Source organism: Streptococcus sanguinis (genome assembly GCF_020729725.1).
Lineage (GTDB): Bacteria > Bacillota > Bacilli > Lactobacillales > Streptococcaceae > Streptococcus > Streptococcus sanguinis_V.
The window spans coordinates 600618-622450 of record NZ_JAJEPA010000005.1 but is presented as its reverse complement, the minus strand read 5'-3'; the positions used below and the strand labels follow the sequence as shown (position 1 = coordinate 622450).

The following is a 21833-nucleotide window of genomic DNA, read 5'->3' as shown; positions in this document are numbered from 1 at the left end:
CAGTAGATTGGAGAAGAGATGAAGAAACCAGAAAATCTTAGCCATCATGAACAGCTCCGCTTAGATTATCTCTATAAAAATTATTATTATCTAAACAATAAAGAAAAGAAGGAATTTGACTATCTGCGCCAGAAGTCCAAGGGGATTGGCGGTTCAGCCAGTGCGCCTGACCATGAAGAGCAGCCGCATACAGTTAGCGACGCCTATGAGCAAGAGTCAGTGGAAATGGATTCTTCTGGCCTCTTGCCCAAGTACCCTGAGCGTTCTTCTCGCAGCAGAAAGCAAAAGAAGGAGCCGGAAGCTCTGGCAGGAGCTGGTCTGGGACAAGACAAGCCCAAGAAGCCTCGCAAAAAAATCCGCTTGAAACGGATTCTGCTTTGGGCAGGGATTTTCCTGCTGATGGTCTTGGGGGGCATGATTTTCATGTTTGTCAAAGGCTTGACGACAGCTCATAATGGCAATTCTAAGCCAGCAGAAACGGAATTCTTTGACGGCAAGGATACTAAGGACGGAGTGAATATCCTCATTCTCGGAACAGATGGCCGGGTTGGTGACGACTCGACTGAGACGCGGACTGACTCCATTATGGTCTTGAATGTTGGTAATAAGGACCACAAGGTGAAATTGGTCAGCTTTATGCGTGATACCCTTATTCACATTGACGGCGTCAGCAATGAGTACACGGACCCTTCGCAGGCAGATTATTATGACCAAAAGCTCAATTCTGCCTATACGATTGGGGAGCAAAATCACAACCGTGGTGCAGACTATGTCCGCCAGATGCTCAAAGATAATTTCGATTTGGACATTAAATATTATGCACTGGTGGATTTCCAGACCTTTGCGACAGCTATTGACACCCTTTTCCCAAATGGCGTCAGCATGAATGCCCAGTTCTCAACGATCGATGGGGAGAAAGTGACAGAAGTTGAAGTGCCAGATGACCTGAATATGAAAGACGGTGTGGTACCCAATCAAACAATCAAGGTTGGTCAGCAGCAGATGGACGGTCGAACCTTGCTCAACTACGCTCGCTTCCGTAAGGATGATGAGGGCGACTTTGGCCGGACCCGCCGCCAGCAGGAAGTATTAACAGCTGTTTTCCAGCAGGTCAAGGATCCGACCAAGCTCTTTACCGGATCAGAGGCTCTGGGTAAGGTCTTTGCCTTGACTTCGACCAATGTGCCTTACAGCTTCCTTTTGACCAATGGTCTCTCTATGGCTGGAGATTCCCGCAATGGAGTTGAGCGCCTGACGATTCCGGAAAATGGCGACTGGGTTGATACCTATGACATGTACGGCGGCCAAGGGCTATTGATTGACTTTGAAGCCTATAAAGAAAGACTGCAGCAAATGGGTCTCAGATAAGATATATGATATAATGAAAGGTAGGACGATGTTCCGCCTTTTCTTTTGGGAAATGGCAGAGCGATAAAGCAGAAAGAGAAAAATATGTTAAAAAAGAATGATATGATTGAAGTTGAAATCGTGGATTTGAGCCACGAGGGAGCAGGGGTGGCCAAGGCAGAAGGCCTGGTTTTCTTTGTGGAAAATGCCCTGCCGGGTGAGCACATCCGTATGCGTGTGCTCAAGGTCAATAAAAAAATTGGCTTTGGCAAGGTGGAGGAATTTCTCCGTACTTCAGACCAGCGCAATGAAAATCTTGATATGGCCTATCTTCGTACGGGGATTGCTGACTTGGGGCATCTGAACTATCCAGCCCAGCTGGACTTCAAACGCAAGCAGGTCAAGGACAGTCTCTATAAGATTGCTGGCTTATCTGATGTTGAGGTGGCACCGACACTTGGTATGGAACATCCTCTGGGGTACCGCAATAAGGCTCAAGTGCCAGTCCGCCGTGTCAATAGCCAGCTGGAAACAGGATTTTTCCGGAAAAATTCCCATGACCTCCTGCCGATTGAAGATTTCTATATTCAGGACCCAATTATTGATCAAGTTATTCTTTTTACACGCGATTTGTTGCGTCGTTTTGACCTCAAACCTTATGATGAGCAAGAAAAGACTGGACTCATTCGCAATCTAGTTGTTCGCCGTGGCCATTATTCAGGGGAAATCATGGTAATATTGGTCACAACCCGACCCAAAATATTCCGAGTAGAGCAGTTGATGGAGCGCTTGACAGAAGCCTTCCCAGCTATCAAGTCCATCATGCAGAATATCAACGACCAGCCCGGCAATGCGATTTTCGGAAAAGACTGGCGAACGCTTTATGGCAAAGACTACATTACCGACCAGATGCTGGGGAATGACTTCCAGATTGCTGCGCCGGCCTTTTACCAAGTTAATACCGAAATGGCAGAAAATCTCTATCAGACAGCCATTGACTTTTGCGAACTGACTGCAGATGATGTGGTGCTTGACGCCTACTCTGGCATCGGGACTATCGGTCTATCAGTTGCCAAGCAGGTCAAGCAGGTCTATGGTGTCGAAGTGATTCCAGAAGCTGTCGAAAATAGCCGAAAGAATGCAGCAATCAACGGCATTACCAACGCCAGCTATGTCTGCGCTCCTGCTGAGGAAGCCATCCAAAACTGGCTTAAAGAGGGTATCCAAGCGGATGTCATCCTAGTCGATCCACCACGAAAAGGACTGACCGAGAGCTTCATCAAAGCCAGCGTCAGCATGGAACCCAAGAAAATCACTTATATCTCCTGCAATGTCGCTACTATGGCGCGTGATATCAAACTATACCAAGAATTAGGATATGAGTTGAAGAAAGTCCAGCCGGTGGACTTATTTCCGCAGACGCATCATGTTGAGGCTGTAGCTCTGCTCATGAAAGCTTAGAAACCTTTTAGCGAAAGGCTTTATGAAGTCACTGGAAACAGTGGCTTTTTGCTTTTAGTGGGGATGTATCAAGGTAACTATTCAAGTTGAAGTGGTAGGAATGATACTGTAAGTTGGGATAATGAAAAATATTTTATTTCCACAGACAGATACAGTGGATTTTTATGATTATTCATTTTGAAAAAATAAACTCTCATGTACCTATTACGGTACTTTTTGTGATATAATTAATGACAGTATATTTTGGAGAAAATTGATGAAAATTAGTTATAGTCCGTTATGGCGAAAATTAGAAGAAAAAGAACTGTCTAGAACAGAGCTAAGAGAATCAGTCAAATTGGGGTCCAGTACCTATTCAAAGTTAATTAGAAATCAAAGCGTAACGACAGATACGTTGTTAAAAATTTCTGCTTACCTTAGTTGTGATGTTTCTGAACTAATAGAAAGTAAAAAGTAATTAAAATGGCTAACATAAAATTGATAAACGCTGATTGTTCTAAAGCACTGAAAAAAATACAAACTGATTCTGTAGATTTGATTCTTACAGACCCTCCGTATAATTTGGGCTTATTTATGAAAAACAGAGATACAAATCTTCATAAAATGAGAGACAATTTTTTTGGTGCAGCGGGTTGGGATGATATGGATTATGATGATTGGTTAGAGTCAATGGATAATTTTTTTGAAGAATCTGCTAGAATCTCTAAGACAGGTGCAAGTATGATTATGTTCATGTCTCTAATTAAAGTAGAGACTATAATGAAGCTAGCTATAAAGCATGGTTTTTATTATAAGACTACGGGTATTTGGCACAAAACAAATCCTATGCCTAGAAATATGAATTTACATTTTGTAAATTCTACTGAAGCATGGCTGTATTTCACTTATAAATCCAGAACAGGTACTTTTAATAATGATTCAAGGTTATATCATGATTTTATTGAGACATCTTTAGTAACAAAAAATGAAAAGCGCTTTGGTAAACATCCGACTCAAAAACCAATTCAATTGATTAGTCATTTTGTTGAATTGCTTTCGAATAAGGGGGATTTAATTGTTGACCCATTTATGGGGAGTGGTACAACTGGAGTTGTTGCTAAAAGTATGGCAAGAGATTTTATTGGTATTGAACTAGATGAGAACTATTTTGAAATTTCAAAAAAACGTATAGAGGATTTAAAAGAAAATGAGCTGTAGAGAGAAAAAGTGTAATATCTTAGATTTGTTTGCGGGTGTCGGGGGAATGTCATTGGGGTTTGAGAAGGCAGGTTTCAATGTAGTTGTTGCAAATGAATTTGATAAAGAAATTGCGTATTCTTATCAACAAAATCATCCTAAAACAAAAATGATACATGGGGATATTACTAAACTTAATCTTGAAGAAGAGTTTGGTACATTAATAGGACAAGTTGACGTTATAATAGGAGGGCCACCGTGCCAAGGGTATTCTCAAAAAGGCAGCCGAAAAACAATTAATGATGAACGCAACTTTTTATTTAAATATTTTGTTGATGTGGTGAAACTGGTGTCCCCAAAGTATTTTGTAATGGAAAATGTCCCAAACTTACTGACTGCAGAAAAAGGTTATTTTAAAAGGGAATTAATTGACTTATTTGAAAAAATTGGCTATACATTATCAATGGATGTAATAGATGCGTCTGTTCTAGGAGTTCCCCAAAAGAGAAAACGGGCTATTATCATAGGTAAAAAAGGTCCCCAAGAGGTTAAAATTAATCTAAGTGGTAAAAATGAAGTTACAATATGGGATGCTATTAGTGATTTGGCTTTTTTAAATTCAGGAGAAGGTGCTGAACAACAGAATTATTTACTTCCTCCTGAAAGTTCTTATCAAGAGGAAATGAGGAGCGAAATGGACAAATTATATAACCATAAAGCTACTAAGCATTCTAAAATAGCCTTGGAACGTCTTGAACTTATTCCTGAAAACTCGGGGAAAGAAAATTTACCAAAAGAACATTTAACTAAATCAATATACAGTGGTACTTGGGAACGGATGAGAAAAGATGAACAAGCTGTTACGATAACAACCCGATTTGATACACCTTCATCTGGTAAATTTACACACCCTTTTTTGAATCGGGCAATTACTGTCAGGGAAGCAGCAAGGTTACAATCCTTTCCTGATAATTTTATATTTTACGGAACAAAATCTTCTCAAATGAAGCAAGTTGGGAATGCAGTACCACCTAAAGTAGCAGAATCCATAGCAAAACTTATAAAGAAAGATATGAGAAACGTTAATGAGTAAGTTAAAACAGTTAAAATCCTACCCGAATGTTGATTTAAAATTAGGAATTAAATCATCAATGCCGAATTTAAAAGAGTCAATCGCTCTTCTCTTTTTGTTTTGGGAATCAAAATATAATTTAGATACTTTAATTTATTCAGAGTCGGATGGTAGTAATAAGATTCAAATTGCCTCAGATGTCTTTAGAAATATATTAGAGCAAGTCAAGCCTATACTAGACATAGAAAAAATTGATGAAGGAAATTTTTTAGAGCTAATTAATAGTAACCAACTTTTTCATTCTCAAATTGAAGCTTTAATTGTTACTTTTGAACTTTGTTTCGGCCTTGCAAGATTCTCATTTGTTGATGACCTTACTAACAGCGCTGAGCGTACTGGTGGAAATCGGTTTGTGAAACGTATTTCATTTACTACAAACATGGATTATGCTAGTCTGGTTTTTTCTTCGAATCGAGATGAATTTATTAAGGTATTACTAAATTGGCTTGGTTTAAGTGTCCGTTTTAGCACTGAAATTGAAGAAAAATTGATTACTCTTCTTACCTTATTCAATGAAAAATCAATCTATAAGATTTCCTATAGAGATGATAACGGTGTTGAGGAGAGTATTATTTTTAATAACCTGTCCATTTATGAAGCACTTCTTGAAGATAATCAAGTTGTCGATTTGAATAGATGTGTTGAACCTAAAGGATCATTAAGAATTCTAAAGAATATTGTACCAGAGGGTTTGAATAGATTTTTAAGTATGCCTGAAAGAGGAAAGATAGCTCTAAATGAAAGTCAGGAAGTGTTACTTGCCTATAAAAATAGGCTGAATAAGCAATTTGAGATCGATAATAAGAAAGGTTCCTTTGAAAAAGAAAGTGAAGTAGAAGTTAGCAATGGCATTCATTATGATAGCCATTTTAGAAATATTAGAAACCTCCATTTCAATAGAATATTTTTCGGAGCACCTGGCACTGGTAAAAGCTTTAGCTTGGAGGAAGAAAAGGATAACCTTTTAAATGGAAATGAAGGGCTTTTTGAACGTGTAACTTTCCATCCGGATTATTCCTACAGCCAATTTGTAGGGACCTACAAACCAGTCCCAAAAACTGATGGTGAAGGCATTACATACAAATATGTTCCGGGACCGTTCATGCGAATTCTCGTGGAAGCTCTAAAAAATTCAGAATCTGAAAACCCATATCTCCTTATTGTAGAAGAAATCAATCGGGCAAATGTTGCTTCTGTTTTTGGTGATATCTTTCAATTACTAGATAGAAAGGACGGTATTAGTGAGTATGCTATCAATCTATCTGAAGATATGAAGGGTTACATTATTGATGAGTTTAGCAAATCAGGTGTTGAAATTAATCCTGCTGATCTGACTGAACTCAAGCTTCCTAATAACTTATTTATTTGGGCAACGATGAATAGTGCTGACCAAGGAGTTTTTCTAATGGATACGGCCTTTAAGCGCCGTTGGGAATTTGAGAGGTTCGGTATCAATGACAACGAAGAAAAAATTAGTGATTATGTGACAGGATATGGTCTAAATTGGAATGCTCTTAGAAAAACTATTAATGATACATTATCAGCTAATTCTTTCAAAATTAATGAAGATAAGTTAATGGGACCGTTCTTTCTTAAACCTGAATCTGTTTTAGAAAACGTAGAGACTAAAATTCTAAATTCTAAGGAGTTTAACTCTATTTTTAAGAATAAAGTATTAATGTATTTATTTGATGATGCTGTAAAACAAAAGAGAGCACAATTCTTTGCTGATGGCCTTACTCGCTATTCTCAAATTTGCGAACAGTTTGACAAGAATTTTGATGAAGATGGGAAACTTAAAGATGGTACAGAACTGAAAGACGTATTTTCCATCTTTAGAAATTCGGAATCACTATTTAACGACTATCAAAATTTTCTGTCTTCAACTCAAAATAGTTAGGAAGTGCATATGAAGACTGTCTATGTTAGAGAAGAAAAAGGGTATACTTTTTCAGAACTATCAATTCTACTCGGTGAAGATATGTCAGACGCTGCTATAGTTTGTATTCTTAAACGTTTAAAGAGATTCAATGTTATAAAAAAAGTTAAGAAATCATTGATTGATAATTTTGATGATTTGTCTGAGATTAATGATGAATTGGTTGAGTTAGTTGAAGTTGACTCTAGTGAAACGGAGGTTCTCTATAAGTTTAAGTTTGTAGGTGTAGTGGTTGTCAAATCAATAATTTTCTATTGTTATCCCAAGTATATTTCGTCTAACTCTAGACCTTTTGATGAATTTAAGCAAGTTTTGAAAGTGATTGAAAAATACAGTAAGAAAGCTAGGACTCAAAATTTGGATATCTTAAATGATATTTCAGATGAATCAAATTTCAATGAGCTAGCCCTTAATCTCTTTCTTCTCGAGGACTATTTTGATTATGGGTTGTTTTCAACAGATCAGTCAGTTATAGAAATTAACGGATCTGGAGATATTATTTGGGATAAGACAATCAACGACACCTATGCATTTATATCCGATGATACTCCCATTTATCCAGAATTATATACCCGAAAAAGTCAAAATGATGATGAAAATATTATTCGGCAATTGCATGAAGTTGTGATTAGTACAATCAGTAAAAAAATGGATGATTGTGATTTTTTGAATCTTTTTGACTTGTCTGGAGAGTATCTGACGGATGTGGAGCTAGAAGATTTAGGCGATTCTGATTATCTTCTTTACTCTATTGAAGCCGCGCTATCTAAAGAGTTCAATACAAGAAAACAATTGCTATTAAAAGCACTCTATAGTTATGTTTCTGAAAAATATGACGCTGATAGTGAAAATTATATTAGCGTTTACGGAACTAATTCCATTCATATTATTTGGGAAACAGCATGTAAAGTTGTATTTGATGATAAGCTGTACCATAAGATTTCGAATCTAGGACTTGCTGCTCCTAACGATAGTAATAGCTCAAATCAATTAATTGAAATTATAGAAAAACCTTTATGGCTATCTGGTAATGACGAAGCATATTTTGCTTCTAGTACATTGATTCCAGATACCATAACTATTCGTAATGACACATTGTTAATACTTGATGGTAAGTATTATAGTTTAAAGTTTGCGAATCATTTAGAACATGCTCCAGGTGTAGGTGATGTTACTAAACAGTTCTTGTATGAGTTGGCTTATAAAGAATTTGCAAATAAAAACAATTTGCATGTTCTGAACTATTTCTTGATGCCTACTGAGAATTCTACAGACTTGCATTTTGGGAAAGTAGATATGAAAATGTTATCCAATCTTGATTTATCTCAGGTTAGAATTGCAAAACTAAATGCATATGACCTTTATGAAAAATATCTTAGTGATAGAATAGATGAAGATTTACTAGGTAAATTATGTGAATCGGTAACCATGGCTCAATAATTGAGTCATTTTTTATTACAGTTTTGTTAATATTCTTCTGTTTAGCTCTCTCTTCTCTTATAATAAAGATGCAGATTTCTGGAAAGGAGGAAAAATGGTCAGAAGGAGTTCTAAGAAATTAACGAAGAAGCAAGAGCGCATACGTAATGCCTTTGAATCCGAAAGAACTGTTGAAGTCATTCCAGCAGTTGTGCAGAATGCTAGCTTGGGACAGCAAAAGACTCGTGTTGCAGCGTATTGCCGGGTGAGCACCTTTGATGAATCCCAGTCAGGCAGTTTTGAACTGCAAAAACAAACCTATCTGGAACGGATTCAGAATACACCGAATTGGGAGCTGGCTGGTATTTATGCTGATCAGGGCGCATCTGGTACTACCATTAAGAAGCGTGAGCAGTTCCAACAAATGCTTGAAGACTGCAGGAAAGGGAAAATTGATTTGATACTGGTCAAGAGTATCAGTCGTTTTGCTCGAAACCAGCTGGATTTCATTAGTATATATCGGGAACTGAAAGCTTTACCTCATCCAGTCGGTATTTTAATAGAAGACATTAATCTAAACACACTGGATACCAAAGGTGAGCTCGTTTTAGGTGTCATGTCCATAGTAGCTCAGGGAGAGAGTGAACAGAAAAGTGCTTCTATTACTTGGTCGATAATTGAGCGTTTCAAACGTGGTATCCCTATTATTCCAACGCATAATCTGCTTGGCTATACTAAGGACAAATATGGTCAAATCGTAATTGATGATTCAGAAGCCAAGGTAGTTAGGTATATTTACGATTCCTACATAAATGGTAGGACTGCTCGTGAGATTGCTAATGCGTTAATGGAACATCATATTCCAACGGTCACTGGACTTGAAAACTGGTCTCCCCTTGCTGTTAATAACATCCTTAGGAATGAGAAGTATAAGGGTGAGATTATCATGCAGAAGACCTATACGGTAGACTGCTTTAGTCATAAGACGCGGAAGAATAATGGTGAGCGTCCGAAATACCGACTGAGAAATGGAATTCCTTCAATTATATCTGACTCTGACTGGAGTTTGGTTCAAGAGCTGCTCTCTCAACCGAGAAGAAGAACGAAATCTGCAAAAGTAGCTCTTGTGCCAAAACTCTATGTAAAAAGGGTGAAGTCAGGTATATTAAAGGATTTTATTGTACTCGATTCTTCTTGGAAGAAGAAGGAGATTCAAACTGTATTTAAAGGAGAAAAGCCATGAGATTTTCAGACTACGATTTACAAGTTATTACCATTGAGAAAACTGCTAGTGATTACAGCATGACTGTCAATAAGAATTTCGTAACATTCAGCAAGGCCATAGCTGCTGAGCTGAACTATCCTAGTCATGTCATTGTGGCATTTAACAAAGACACAAAAGTCATGGGGATTCAGGTATGCCATGCTAATACCAAGGGGTCTTATGAGTTCTGCAAGTCAAAAAAGATTAGAAAAGGTGTGGTTCAGATGATTAATAAGAATCTGAAAGAAGCCATCTTGACAATTATGCCAGACTGGGAGAGTGGAAAACGCTATAAAGTACCAGGTATATACATTGCTGAGGATAGAGCCTTTGTCTTTGAGTTGAAAGGCTATGAGGTTCTTAAACCTTATCGCAAAGAAAGTTGATTCTTACTAGGTTTATGGTAGAGTTGATTTGGGCTCTACCTTTTTTATATTTTATGTGTGTTATAAAAACTATCAATTAAAGTATAATCGATTACTAAAAATGGTATTACTTTAGCTAATTGTAGAGTTTGGATTTTTTAAATAGAACTCAATTTCAGTTTGATTGGTAACAGTTTCGTGGTATAATAGCTTCAACTAAGAAGTTTTAGGAGATAGTGGTATGAGAAATGACATTCAGCCCAATTTACAAACAATAAAGGAGTATTTCACAAAGTCAGAATTTTATATTCCGACCTATCAACGTCCATATGCTTGGCAGGTGGCACAATGTGAACAGCTGATTGAAGATATTAATGTACATATGGAAAATTTTGATGATTCTGTTCAAGATAATTATTTTTTTGGAGCGATACTAATCGCTCAAGAGTCAGGTGAGGAGCATGAGGTTGCCCTGATTGATGGTCAACAAAGAACTACAACGTTTATGCTGTTATTAAAGGCATTGCTTTTGAAAATAGAGAATGAGCTAATTGTCCAACCATCAACGGATGCCGATGGAAAAAGAATCATCAAGCGGTTGAACGGACTTAAGGAACAAATTTCAGTTATGTTGTTCAATTTATCTGAAGATGAAAAGGATGATTTTGTTGAGGGAGTTTATTTCCCTACTAAGGATAAGATTAAATATTTTAACGATTCGATTTCTGAGAAGTATGCAAATGATATGAATGTTGTACTTCTTGGGAACGATTTCGATAGTATCAAGAATTCCGCTTTCCAAATATATCGTCGACAGAAAGATAATAGGTATACCAATTTTTTCAAAAATTTCCGTTATTTTTATAACTGGTGTAGTAATCTTAGTGTACTTAGTTGTATAAATTTTGCAAATCATTTTATTAACAGCTGTCAGGTAATTACGATTACTAGCTATAATACTGATCAGGCTATAAACATCTTTAACTCCTTGAATGGTACAGGAGTTCCTTTGACACCAATTGAAGTAATTGTGTCTAAAACCACCGCGAACGCAAAAGATAGAAAAATTTTTGAAAGTAATTGGCAAAATATTGTTGCTAGAACGGATGTATCACGGCTGGACTTAAATACACTTATTACTCATTATATCTTTGTGAAACTTTCTGAACAAAATGCTTCTGATCGAAGAAATCCTGGGATTCGTGCTTTCTTTGCTAAGAATAAGGAGCTTTTAAATCGAGATACATTATTCACTAGTGAGCTAGAAAAAATACTAACAAACTTTGATATTTTTTCTGAATCTATGCTAGGTCAAGTTATTAGCAGACTCAATGGCAATTTGAAGCCGTTTGTTAGTAGCTACTTATTTTATCGAAATGATATCAGCTATCTTGAAGAGTTGTTAAAACTTGGACTTCTCATTGAACTTTCAGAACTCTCGTATAGCCATAGACTGTTTAAAGGGTTTCTTGAAGAAATAAATTTGAAGTATAGTCAAGTTACAACAATTTCTACTCAGGACTTAATTTCTAATATAAAAGACCATATTGAAAATAATTTTGATTATAATAGCATCAGACAGACTCTATCCGAAAGTGGGGTTCCGAATTCGATTCTTTATGTGAATGAGTATCTTTACGCTCTTGAACAGGGCAAAGAATATAATCTTGAGGGCGGTATTGATATTGAACATATTATGCCTCAAAGTGGTTTAAACAGGGAAAACATAATGGCGGATGCTGGTTTTTCTAGCCAAGAAGAATTTCAAGAATATGCTGAAAAACTCGGAAATAAGATTCTTCTCGAATCGGTTATTAATAGAGGTATAGGGGATGCATGGTTTAGAACTAAAAAGGAAAATAATATAACGAGTGGACGAGGCTACATTGGCAGCAGGTTTCCAATTGCTCATTCACTTGTGAACTATGATAGTGATACTTGGACGAAAAATGATATTGATAAAGCCACAGAGAAAGCTGCAGAACGAATTGCAAATTTTGTATTCAGTAAATAGTTCACATTTTATATTTCGATAATATAATAGCTCAGCACAATTATTGTGCTGAGCTATTTTATATGTGTTACTGTTTTTTGATAACTATACTTCCTGATTAACCTTCCATCATTTATTGTTTCTATATTAAATACAAAGTAATGATCTCGATTGTCTATTGAATTCTCTTTATTTAACTTAAAAAAATTCTTCATGGATTTTGCCATGGTTAGCATGATGTCATCAGTAAGAAAAGTAAGCGGAGTATTTAAAGCAGAATAGCGATAGAAGTCAGTTTCAAATTTTCTGTAGCTGTCACTGAAGTAATCCATCTGCAATTCGTTTCTATTAGATTCAAGCTGTTTCATTCTCAAATTCCTCAACTAATTCTATAGTAAGTATATCAGCTAATTTTAGAGGTACATACCCTTCCGTGCTCTTTAAGAGTATTCTTTCATTATTAACTGTTGAGACAGTACCAAAATAAGATATAGTTTGTTCTAAGTATTTACTGCGGATACAACTAGTTAGTTGATTTACATAAAGCTGGTTCAATAAAAGTAATTTTTCTTCAAAAGACAATTCGAACTTGAAAGAAGCCTTGTTGCTATCCTCTTTCAATGCAGAAGTATGTTCAGACAAGAAAAATCCCATCCATTTTGCCATTTTTCTATCATGATATTGTCGGGCATCTGGAAAGGGTAAATAAGAGCGGTCAATCATTTTAATCCCTCCAATCCACCAGCAGAGTGGCCACCAATTAATTTACTACGAGCAATGCTTCGAGAGCTTTCTAGAAGAGAAGTAGCTTTTTGAATTGCTAGGAATCCAAATTCGTTTCTAATACTATCAATGGATTGTTGAAGTTTGTCTTCTTTTTCAATACTTTCATAATCATCGAATAGTGAAAGTAGGCTAAATGATTCATCCACAAAATCATCATATCTCACCCCAATTTGTCTAACTGCCCCTCTTGAGTATTTACTACGAAAGAGAGATAGGGCCGTTTCTTTTAGTATTTTTGCGTTATTAGTTGGCTCTATTTTTCGCTGAGTGCTAATTGGTTTTTTATTTTCGATACGAGAATATCCCACAAATATAGAAACAGTGCTAGCTTTTTTATGAGCCTTTCGTAACCTAATTGATACTTGTTCAGCCATCTCGCTTAAGACAATCTCTATATCACGTTGTTGTATATAATCCTTTGGTAGAACTTGTGAATTTCCAAGCCCCTTAGATTTTGGCTTATACGCTATATGAACATTACTTTCATCAACTCCATTTGCGTGAAACCAATGCTGAAGTCCGATAACACCGAATTCTTTTTTTAAAATGGCAGGATCACAATTTGCCAATTCTTTGATTGAAGTAATGCCTAATTTGATTAATCTTTTTTCTGTTCTTGAACCAATCCCCCAGAAATCAGTCATTTTTGGAATAGACCAGACTTTTGTTTCGACATCTTCATAAGACCAATTTGCTCTCATAGTTCGAGTCTTTTTTGCTTCGTTATCCAATGCTAGTTTTGCAAGTAGAGGATTAGCATTGCTCATGCCAACAGTCGAATAGAGACCTGTTTCTCTCCAAATATCGTGCTGAATTTTTGCGGAGATATTATCCAGTTTTTCTCTCCGAGTTAATGTATTTCCAGGAATAAAGTAATTGAGTGAGGATGTCAAGTCGATAAATCCTTCGTCAATTGAATAAGGTAGTATATCTTTGTGACTGGCATAATTTTGAAGGATATTTTGTATATTAATGTTTTTCTTTATGTATAAATCCATTCTAGGCGGAACAATTAAGGTTCTCTTTGCCCAATGTTCAATATAAAAGATATAGTCGTATGAGATTTTAATTCCTTTCCGCCTAGCATTCAGATAATTAAATTGCCTAGTTTTAATATCGAATGGTAAATCATAAGAACGTCCTACATTGGATTTTCCAAATACTTTTTTAAACATAGGTGACGAAGCTAAAATAAGTCCTTCAGAATTATCCGCTCGACTCATAACACAGAGTGAGGTAGTTAGTGGGTTTAAACCTCTGTCAATACACTCAACGGAAGCATAGAATGATTTTATATCAAAGAAAGCTATGTCAGAATGAGGTTCTTTTGAATAGTCAATATAAGCCATAATTTACCTCGATTTCATACTTTCCAATTTTGCAATTAGAATATCTAGGTAATTGGTAATATCATATTCAACTAAAGTCAAAGAAATATAAATTCGGTTATACCTTAGATAAGTCATATCTGTATGTTTTTTGACCATAGTTATCCTCCGATCACAGGCATAAAATGCCCAACAACCAAGCCAACAATTCTTGGTTCGTCCTCAAATGGGATAAAACGATCTGGATACTTTTTATTTAAGGAAACCATCCTAAAACCATTTTCTTCCCGATAGAGTCGTTTTATATAAACAGACTCATTCCAGGAAAGAGCATAAACTGCCCCATCATAGTCAAAGCCAGTTGCTCGAATTAACGCAATTTCTCCATCTTCGTAGACAGGTTTCATTGAATCCCCCTGTATCCAGGCAGCGACATCATATCCGTATTGTTCCTCATCTGAATAGACGGTTTCAGTTTCTTGTTCATCAAAGAATGCTTTACCTGCACCGGCTGAGAGAGCAATATCCGACAATACCTCGACAGCAAAAAGCTGAATAGTTTTCTTTTGTTCCTGTGACTGTAGTAAGTCTTCAACATATGTGTCAGCCTTTTGTTGATTCATAGGGTTCAGTTGAAGATAATGATTCATAATGTCATATTCAGACTCAAAATAAGTATCTGAGACCCCAAGGATAGAAGCAAGAGCTGAGAGATTTTTTTGGTTAGGTTTTGCTCGTCCAGATTCCCAACTGTTGTATGATGAGCGATTTATACGGATGATATCTGCTATTTCAGCTTGCGTCATTCCTTTTTCTATACGTTTTTGTTTTAGTCTTTTTCCCGAAAACATGATATAATACTCCTGTGTTGTTTTATAAAACAACATCATTGTATCAAAAAGAGATTTAGTTTTCAATAATTTTTATCAAAAAATATTTTATATGAGTTTCGTTTAATGAGTTTAAAAGGAAGTGTATATAATATCATCCTATAAAACTTAAGAAATAATGTATTTTTTGATATACTGAATATATTGAAAAACGKATTAAGACTTTTCTTTTGTGATTTATATGGAACTACAACTCAAATTTGTAGAAAATTTATTAAAAAGGGAGATTGCTATGTCATTTAAAACCTTATTCCAAAATACATTTTATAATGAGCTTTTTACTCAGATTAATTCGTATGTTTATAACTCTAGAGAATCCTTAAACATATCCTCATATTCAATTGATGACATCAAGTTTACCAAACTAGATGACTTCTCTATAAAGAGTATCCATGCAAGCAATAAAAGTGGAGACTTTATTGTTTCGGATTTACTAGTAATTGGCTTTTTAAATATTGGAGGTCATGGCCGTTTTGGCTATGAAAAAGACAGTGCTGAAATCTGGCTTTCAGTAAAAGTGAAATATTTATTGGCTGATGGCCTGCATCAATTTTCTGTCTTAAAAATCAAGCCTTATGTTCCTTCAAGTGAGAAGGGCACTACTCCATATTTTTCAAAAGAATTTGTGCCCTATGTTAGCGCGAAGAATATGGATAGTATTGCAGAAGACATTTTAGAACAATATTATCCAGAGATGCTACAAGCTCCTATGGCACTGCCCATCTATGATTTTGCAGGGAATATTGGAGTTGAGGTTGAAGAAGCTACTCTTTCCTCAGATGGCTCTATTTTTGGTGAGATGGTTTTTAAAGATAGTCTTGTGACTTTCTTTGATGGAGATCAAGAAAAGAAACGTACTGTGAAGGCCGGAACTGCTCTCGTTGACCCTCAGGTAAAAGGACTTCGAAATCAGGGAAGCTTTAATAATACCATTATTCATGAATGTGTTCACTGGCTCCTGCATCGTACTCACAATGAATATAAGAGTTTATTTGGTTCGAAAGATACCAAAATTTCCAGCTATTTAAATCGCTCAGCTATCAAAGAAGATAAATGGAGTACTTATGACTGGATGGAGTGGCAGGCTAATGGCATTGCTGCGAGGATTTTGATGCCTAGAAAAACCACGAAAATGATGGTCCAAGAACTGTTTCTCAAATATTCATTAGTTTTTGATGAAGATGGACGGATCACTATGTTTGAACAAGTGATTGATGATTTAGCTCAATTCTTTCAAGTGTCTCGATGGGTTGTTAAGATTCGCATGATGCAGCTTGGTTATACCGAATTTGAAGGCATCTACAAGTATGTGGGGCATGAATACATCAAGAGTTATACCTGTGAAGCGGATGCGATTCAGAACAATCAAACCTTTACCATCTCTTTTAACAATGCTTGTTTTTTGAACTTCAAGAATGAACGTTTTAGAGAGCTAATGGATTCGGGAAAATATGTTTATGTAGATTCTCATTTTTGCATAAACTCTGAGAAGTATGTTCGTATGGTAGAATATGGAGTTTATCAAATGACTGACTACGCTTATTCTCATATGGATGAGTGTTGCCTGATTTTTGATATTCACTATGCAGGACGAGAAAGTATTAGCTACAAGGATTTCAATGATTATATCTTGTATCGTGGAAACCTGCCAGAACTAAAAATTGAGATAGATTTCTCAGAGCATATCATTGAAGTCAACTCAATCCCTGAATATTCCGGACATATTTTTCCTGAGATTCAGCGCATCATGGAATCACTTCCTAATCATTTTTGTGGGACATTACGTTACCATCGAGACCGAAAAGATTGTTCCAGAGAACAATTGGAAGAATACAGTGGTGTCAGTGTTTCTACAATAGAAAGGATGGAATTGAAGCACGGAGAGAATGGTAAGTTGACGAACATTATCGCTGTCTGTATTGGACTGAAGCTATATCCGGACTTCAGTTTCGATTTGATAGGAAAGAGCACTCATAGCTTAAGCGATATGATTCCACATCATAGTGCTTATAAAATGATTCTCAGAAACTGTTATCATCTTTCAGTGGAAGAAGTGAATGAAAAGCTAAAATCCATGAATATAGAAACAATTTAAAAAAATTTATTTTTGCCCCTCATTTTTTGAGGGGTCTTTTTTTGCGTTTTGACAGTCTTTCTAGTTAAAGGTCCACTTACTAAAACCGCATTTTTAGGCTTAGAATCCCTCATTTTTTGCTCTGTTGACTTTCGCCAAATGGTTTTATACTAGTCTTGTGAGTTGGAGATGGCCATCGACAGCAACTCCAAAAAATGATGAAGGACGGATTTTTCCGAATGAAAACAGTATTTATTTGTTCACCCTATCGAGGGAATGTTGCAGAAAATGAAAAGAAGGCACTTGCTTATTCCAAGCAAGCTGCTAAGGCAGGTTATGTGCCCATCGCTCCGCATTTACTTTTGACTCAGTTCTTAAATGACCGAAATCCCGATGAGCGAATTCAAGGGCTGACTATGGGACAGGAGCTTTTAAAACGATGTGATGAGATTTGGGTCTATGGTCCCAATATCTCTCAAGGTATGAAGTATGAGATTGAGACGGCGAAAGAGCTTGGGAAACCTTTCCGACTCTTCCATGAGAATGGCCAGCCTATTAATCCAGATACCATGGAGATTGATGACCGAGTAGAGCCTTTGTTTGCACTCCAATGTAGCGGGCATAAGGTTCGATACGCAGGAGAAAAGAGTCCAAAAGTGACGACTGCTAAAGACTCTGTTTGGTCTAAATTTCCAAGCATGTTCTTAGAGTAAGAAAGGAAAAAGCTATGGCACAAATGAAAAAATTAGAAACGGTTGTCTCCAATTTGCGAATGCTGGCAGATAGCCTGGAGGAACTGTGTGATGCCGTTGACGTAACAGCTGAAGCACCTACAAAACAAGTAGAAAAGGTGACTTTACCAACGACTGTTACGATTGAAGATATCCGCAAAGTTCTAGCCGAGAAATCTCGGGCAGGTAAGACGGAACAGGTACGAGAACTCCTTCAAAAGTATGGAGCGAACAAGCTCTCTGCAGTAGATGAGCAGCACTATGCTTCTCTCCTTGAAGATGCGAAAGGACTCTGATATGGCTCAAAAACAACATGCGCTATTATCGGCATCCTCCAGCCACCGCTGGCTGACGGTGCCTCCCCTTGCTCGCTTGGAAGAGTTCTTTGAACACAAGACCAATCCTGCAGCGGAGGAAGGAACACTGGCCCATGCCTTAGCTGAATATAAGCTAAAGAACGTTCTTCAACTAGAAGCAGAAGAACCGGAAGGTGAGTTGACGCTTGAGATGGAACAAGCCACGGAAGATTATGTTGCCTTCATCTTAGATGAGTTAGAACAGCTCAAACAAGAGACGAGTGATCCAATTATTTTGATTGAGCAGACCGTTGACTTTTCTCGCTATGTTCCAGAAGGATTTGGGACGGCAGACTGTGTTATTGTGGCAGACAGTACTCTTTATGTCGTGGACTTTAAGTATGGCAAAGGGGTGTTGGTCGAAGCGGAAAACAATCCGCAGATGAAGCTCTATGCCCTGGGAGCCCTGGAACTCTATTATGCTCTCTATGATATTGAAGAGGTCAAGATGACCATTTTTCAGCCACGAAAAGGGAATATCTCCACGGCTATTTTACAGCGAGAAGATTTGGTAGAGTGGGCTGAGACGGAGCTGAAACCAAAGGCTGAACTGGCCTTTAAAGGAGAAGGGGAGGTCACCTATGGTCCTTGGTGTCAGTTCTCTCCTTGCAATGCGGTCCTTCGGGCACGAATGGACTATCATAAAGAGCTTGAACAATTCCAGTTGGCTTCCCCTCATCTTTTGACGGATGGCGAGATTGAAGAAATTCTTCTTCATGTGGATGATCTGGTCAAATGGGCGACAGAGGTGAAAGACTATGCGACAAAGGTGGCCATTGATGCTCATAAATCATGGAATGGGTTCAAGTTGGTTGAAGGCCGCTCTATCCGTCAGTTCACTAATGAAGATGAAGTGGCCAAACTAGCAGAAGCAGAAGGCTTCACGGATATCTATAAACAAAGTCTGGTTTCTCTGACTGAACTGGAGAAACGGATGGGTAAGACAGAATTTAACCGAGTGTTGGGGCACTTGGTTCGTAAACCTCAGGGCAAGCTGACCCTTGTACCTGAAAGTGATAAACGAAAAGAATATATTCCAGCAGTAGCTGAATTTGGAGGAAACTAATATGTCAAAAGAAACAAAAGTAATCGTCCCTGGACGTCTATCCTATGCCAATGTATGGGAACCACACTCTATCAATGGTTCAGAGCCGAAATATTCTGTATCGGTCATTATTCCAAAGAGCGATAAGGCCACCATTCAGAAAATCCAACAAGCCGTAGAGCAGGCCAAACAAGAAGCCGTTTCAAAATTTGGCGGGAAGATTCCAGCCAATCTGAAACTCCCACTCCGAGACGGAGACATTGACCGGCCGGATGATGAAGTCTATTCCAATAGCTATTTCATTAACTGTAATTCCAAACAAAAGCCACAGGTTGTAGACCAGCAGGTTCAACCAATTCTGGATCAGGCAGAAGTCTATTCCGGCTGTTATGGTCGGGTATCTGTGACCTTCTACGGCTTTAATTCCAATGGAAATCGTGGGGTGGCAGCTGGTCTTGGAAACATTCAAAAATTGAAAGACGGAGAGCCACTAGGTGGCCGAGTTCGAGCAGAAGATGAATTTGGAACCGTTGATGATGACGACTTTCTAGCCTGAGGTGGGTCTCCACCTCTTTACCTATTGGAGGACGGATGAAAACTCTAAGCATTGATATTGAAACTTATTCAGAAGTAGACTTAACAAAATGCGGAGTCTATCGCTATGTGGATAGTCTAGCCTTTGAGATTTTGCTCTTTGCCTATAAAGAGGACGAGAAAGAAACGCAGGTGGTAGACTTAGCTCAGGGAGAGCAGATTCCTGAAGAGATTCGTTTAGCTCTATTAGATGATGCCATTATAAAAACGGCCTTCAATGCCAACTTTGAGAGGGTCTGTCTTTCCAAGTTTCTAGGAGAGCATCTCTCAGCTAAGTCCTGGTTCTGTACGGCGGTACTTGCAGCAAGTCTAGGCCTACCATTATCCCTTGAAGGAGTGGGCCGAGTTCTCAACATAGAAGAACAAAAGATGAAAGAGGGAAGCAGGCTTATTCGGTATTTCTGTCTGCCCTGTAAAGCAACGAAAGCCAATGGTATGCGCGAGCGAAACTTTCCTCATCACGCACCAGAGGACTGGGAACTGTTTAAAAGCTATTGCAAGCGAGATGTAGAGGTGGAACAAGCTATTCGAGAGCGTTTAAGAAACTATCCCTTGCTTGAGAGTGAGCAGTTTTTCTATCAGCTGGATCAAGAAATCAATGACCGAGGCATAGAGGTAGACCAGCAGTTGGTTGAACAGGCCATTCTTTGTGACCTCTCTTATAAGGAGCAAGTGACGAAGCGTGCCTATGAGCTAAGTGGCCTAGAAAATCCTAACTCTGTCTCTCAACTGAAAGGCTGGTTAGAAGAACAAGGAGTCTTCATGGATTCGCTGGGAAAGAAAGAGGTGGCGAAGCATCTCAAAGAAGCAGATGGAGAAGTGCTTGAAATGTTAAAGCTGCGTCTCTTGATGTCCAAGACCTCCGTCAAGAAATACCAGGCTATCGAACGTTGTGTTTGCTCTGACGGTCGGGTACACGGTCTCCTGCAATTCTATGGGGCAAACCGTACCGGCCGCTGGGCTGGACGGTTAGTCCAGGTACAAAATCTCCCTCAGAACAAACTCAAGGATTTGTCCCTTGCTAGAACGCTTGTCAAAGAAGGGCAGTTTGAAACTTTGGATACTCTCTATGACAATGTCCCAGGTGTCCTTTCTGAACTCATCCGGACTGCCTTTGTCCCCAAAGCAGGTCATCAGTTTATCGTTGCTGACTTTGCGGCGATTGAAGCCCGAGTGCTGGCTTGGCTGTCTGGGGAATCTTGGCGGTTAGAAGTCTTTGAACAGGGTGGGGATATCTATTGCGCTTCCGCATCTTCTATGTTTGGAGTACCAGTTGAAAAGCATGGGGCCAATAGCCATCTTCGTCAAAAAGGTAAGATTGCAGAACTGGCTCTTGGCTATGGTGGTTCAGTTGGTGCTTTAACCGCTATGGGAGCACTGGATATGGGACTGGAAGAAGAGGAGTTGCAGCCGCTCGTCAATCAGTGGCGGTCAGCCAATCCACATATTGTCGCTTTTTGGTGGGAGATAGATAAGGTCGCAAAGCAGGTATACGAAACAAGAGAACCGAAGAAGATTAAGAATCTAGTCATTAGTTATCAATCGGGAATGCTCTTTATTACGTTGCCTTCAGGTCGTAAATTAACCTATGTTAAACCTCGCATGGGAATGAACGCATTCGGCAAGCCCGGCTTGACCTATGAAGGGATTGGAGAGAGTAAGAAATGGACAAGGCTTGAGACCTATGGACCAAAGTTAGTGGAAAATATTGTTCAGGGTATCGCCCGAGATTTATTGGCCTATGGCATGATGCAGCTCAAGCAAAAGGGATTAGCTATTGTTCTTCATGTGCATGATGAAGCGGTGGTAGAAGTGAGAGAAGATAGTGTGGCAAAAGTCTGTCAGCTACTTGCCACAAAGCCAGACTGGGCCGAAGGTCTGCCTTTACGAGCAGACGGCTATGCCTGTGAATTTTATAAGAAAGATTGAGGAG

General features: G+C 38.2%; 20 protein-coding genes. 16 read left to right on the top strand and 4 right to left on the bottom strand.

Annotated features, from left to right (window positions below; translation table 11 throughout):
- The first annotated feature begins 18 nt into the window (after window positions 1-18).
- The 10 genes from K4I03_RS03040 to K4I03_RS02995 all read left to right on the top strand — a co-directional run bounded on the left by K4I03_RS03040 (window position 19) and on the right by K4I03_RS02995 (window position 12117).
- Window positions 19-1368, top strand: a complete 1350-nt coding sequence (locus K4I03_RS03040; RefSeq protein ID WP_125378587.1) for an LCP family protein — start codon at window positions 19-21, stop codon at window positions 1366-1368.
- 84 nt (window positions 1369-1452) lie between these two features.
- Window positions 1453-2808: a 23S rRNA (uracil(1939)-C(5))-methyltransferase RlmD gene (rlmD, locus tag K4I03_RS03035; RefSeq protein WP_321573151.1), complete on the top strand. Its 1356-nt coding sequence runs from the start codon at window positions 1453-1455 to the stop codon at window positions 2806-2808.
- 256 nt (window positions 2809-3064) lie between these two features.
- A complete protein-coding gene (locus K4I03_RS03030; protein WP_117277120.1) occupies window positions 3065-3265 on the top strand; it encodes a helix-turn-helix domain-containing protein in 201 nt (66 codons plus the stop codon).
- 5 nt (window positions 3266-3270) lie between these two features.
- On the top strand, window positions 3271-4005 hold the full coding sequence (locus K4I03_RS03025; protein WP_117277119.1) for a DNA-methyltransferase: 735 nt from the start codon (window positions 3271-3273) through the stop codon (window positions 4003-4005).
- Entirely contained in the window at window positions 3995-5077 is a 1083-nt protein-coding gene (locus tag K4I03_RS03020; protein ID WP_223347749.1) for a DNA cytosine methyltransferase, read from the top strand. The genes K4I03_RS03025 and K4I03_RS03020 overlap by 11 nt, the downstream gene beginning before the upstream one ends.
- Window positions 5070-7016, top strand: coding sequence for an McrB family protein (locus tag K4I03_RS03015; RefSeq protein WP_227963695.1), 1947 nt, complete (start codon window positions 5070-5072; stop codon window positions 7014-7016). Before K4I03_RS03020 ends, K4I03_RS03015 begins: the two co-directional genes overlap by 8 nt.
- 9 nt (window positions 7017-7025) lie before the next feature.
- Window positions 7026-8495, top strand: a complete 1470-nt coding sequence (locus K4I03_RS03010; protein ID WP_227963694.1) for an LlaJI family restriction endonuclease — start codon at window positions 7026-7028, stop codon at window positions 8493-8495.
- Between the two features lie 94 nt (window positions 8496-8589).
- Complete coding sequence (locus K4I03_RS03005) at window positions 8590-9717, top strand: recombinase family protein (RefSeq protein ID WP_227963693.1); 1128 nt, start codon at window positions 8590-8592, stop codon at window positions 9715-9717.
- Complete coding sequence (locus K4I03_RS03000) at window positions 9714-10124, top strand: hypothetical protein (protein ID WP_223347737.1); 411 nt, start codon at window positions 9714-9716, stop codon at window positions 10122-10124. The genes K4I03_RS03005 and K4I03_RS03000 overlap by 4 nt, the downstream gene beginning before the upstream one ends.
- Before the next feature lie 220 nt (window positions 10125-10344).
- Window positions 10345-12117, top strand: coding sequence for a DUF262 domain-containing protein (locus K4I03_RS02995; protein ID WP_227963692.1), 1773 nt, complete (start codon window positions 10345-10347; stop codon window positions 12115-12117).
- 53 nt (window positions 12118-12170) lie between these two features.
- On the opposite strand, the gene K4I03_RS02990 is transcribed toward K4I03_RS02995, so the two are convergent.
- The 4 genes from K4I03_RS02990 to K4I03_RS02975 form a co-directional block, all read right to left on the bottom strand.
- Window positions 12171-12464, bottom strand: a complete 294-nt coding sequence (locus K4I03_RS02990; protein WP_223347733.1) for a DUF5960 family protein — start codon at window positions 12462-12464, stop codon at window positions 12171-12173.
- Window positions 12451-12819: a hypothetical protein gene (locus K4I03_RS02985; RefSeq protein ID WP_223347732.1), complete on the bottom strand. Its 369-nt coding sequence runs from the start codon at window positions 12817-12819 to the stop codon at window positions 12451-12453. Before K4I03_RS02985 ends, K4I03_RS02990 begins: the two co-directional genes overlap by 14 nt.
- Window positions 12816-14231: a Y-family DNA polymerase gene (locus K4I03_RS02980; RefSeq protein ID WP_227963691.1), complete on the bottom strand. Its 1416-nt coding sequence runs from the start codon at window positions 14229-14231 to the stop codon at window positions 12816-12818. The genes K4I03_RS02985 and K4I03_RS02980 overlap by 4 nt, the downstream gene beginning before the upstream one ends.
- Before the next feature lie 140 nt (window positions 14232-14371).
- Window positions 14372-15061, bottom strand: coding sequence for a LexA family transcriptional regulator (locus tag K4I03_RS02975; protein ID WP_223348088.1), 690 nt, complete (start codon window positions 15059-15061; stop codon window positions 14372-14374).
- A gap of 271 nt (window positions 15062-15332) precedes the next feature.
- Here K4I03_RS02975 and K4I03_RS02970 point away from each other — a divergent pair, with 271 nt between their 5' ends.
- From K4I03_RS02970 to K4I03_RS02945, 6 genes are all read left to right on the top strand, one after another.
- The gene (locus K4I03_RS02970; protein ID WP_227963690.1) at window positions 15333-17195 is read left to right on the top strand and encodes an XRE family transcriptional regulator; all 1863 of its coding nucleotides are present in this window, start codon (window positions 15333-15335) and stop codon (window positions 17193-17195) included.
- A 218-nt stretch (window positions 17196-17413) separates the two neighbouring features.
- Window positions 17414-17887: a DUF7768 domain-containing protein gene (locus tag K4I03_RS02965; protein ID WP_227963689.1), complete on the top strand. Its 474-nt coding sequence runs from the start codon at window positions 17414-17416 to the stop codon at window positions 17885-17887.
- Between the two features lie 14 nt (window positions 17888-17901).
- Entirely contained in the window at window positions 17902-18201 is a 300-nt protein-coding gene (locus K4I03_RS02960; RefSeq protein ID WP_223347720.1) for an rRNA biogenesis protein rrp5, read from the top strand.
- Window positions 18185-19327, top strand: coding sequence for a DUF2800 domain-containing protein (locus K4I03_RS02955; protein WP_223348082.1), 1143 nt, complete (start codon window positions 18185-18187; stop codon window positions 19325-19327). The genes K4I03_RS02960 and K4I03_RS02955 overlap by 17 nt, the downstream gene beginning before the upstream one ends.
- A 1-nt stretch (window position 19328) precedes the next feature.
- Window positions 19329-19862, top strand: coding sequence for a DUF2815 family protein (locus K4I03_RS02950; RefSeq protein WP_227963688.1), 534 nt, complete (start codon window positions 19329-19331; stop codon window positions 19860-19862).
- 35 nt (window positions 19863-19897) lie between these two features.
- Entirely contained in the window at window positions 19898-21829 is a 1932-nt protein-coding gene (locus tag K4I03_RS02945) for a DNA polymerase (RefSeq protein ID WP_223347716.1), read from the top strand.
- Window positions 21830-21833: the final 4 nt, after the last annotated feature.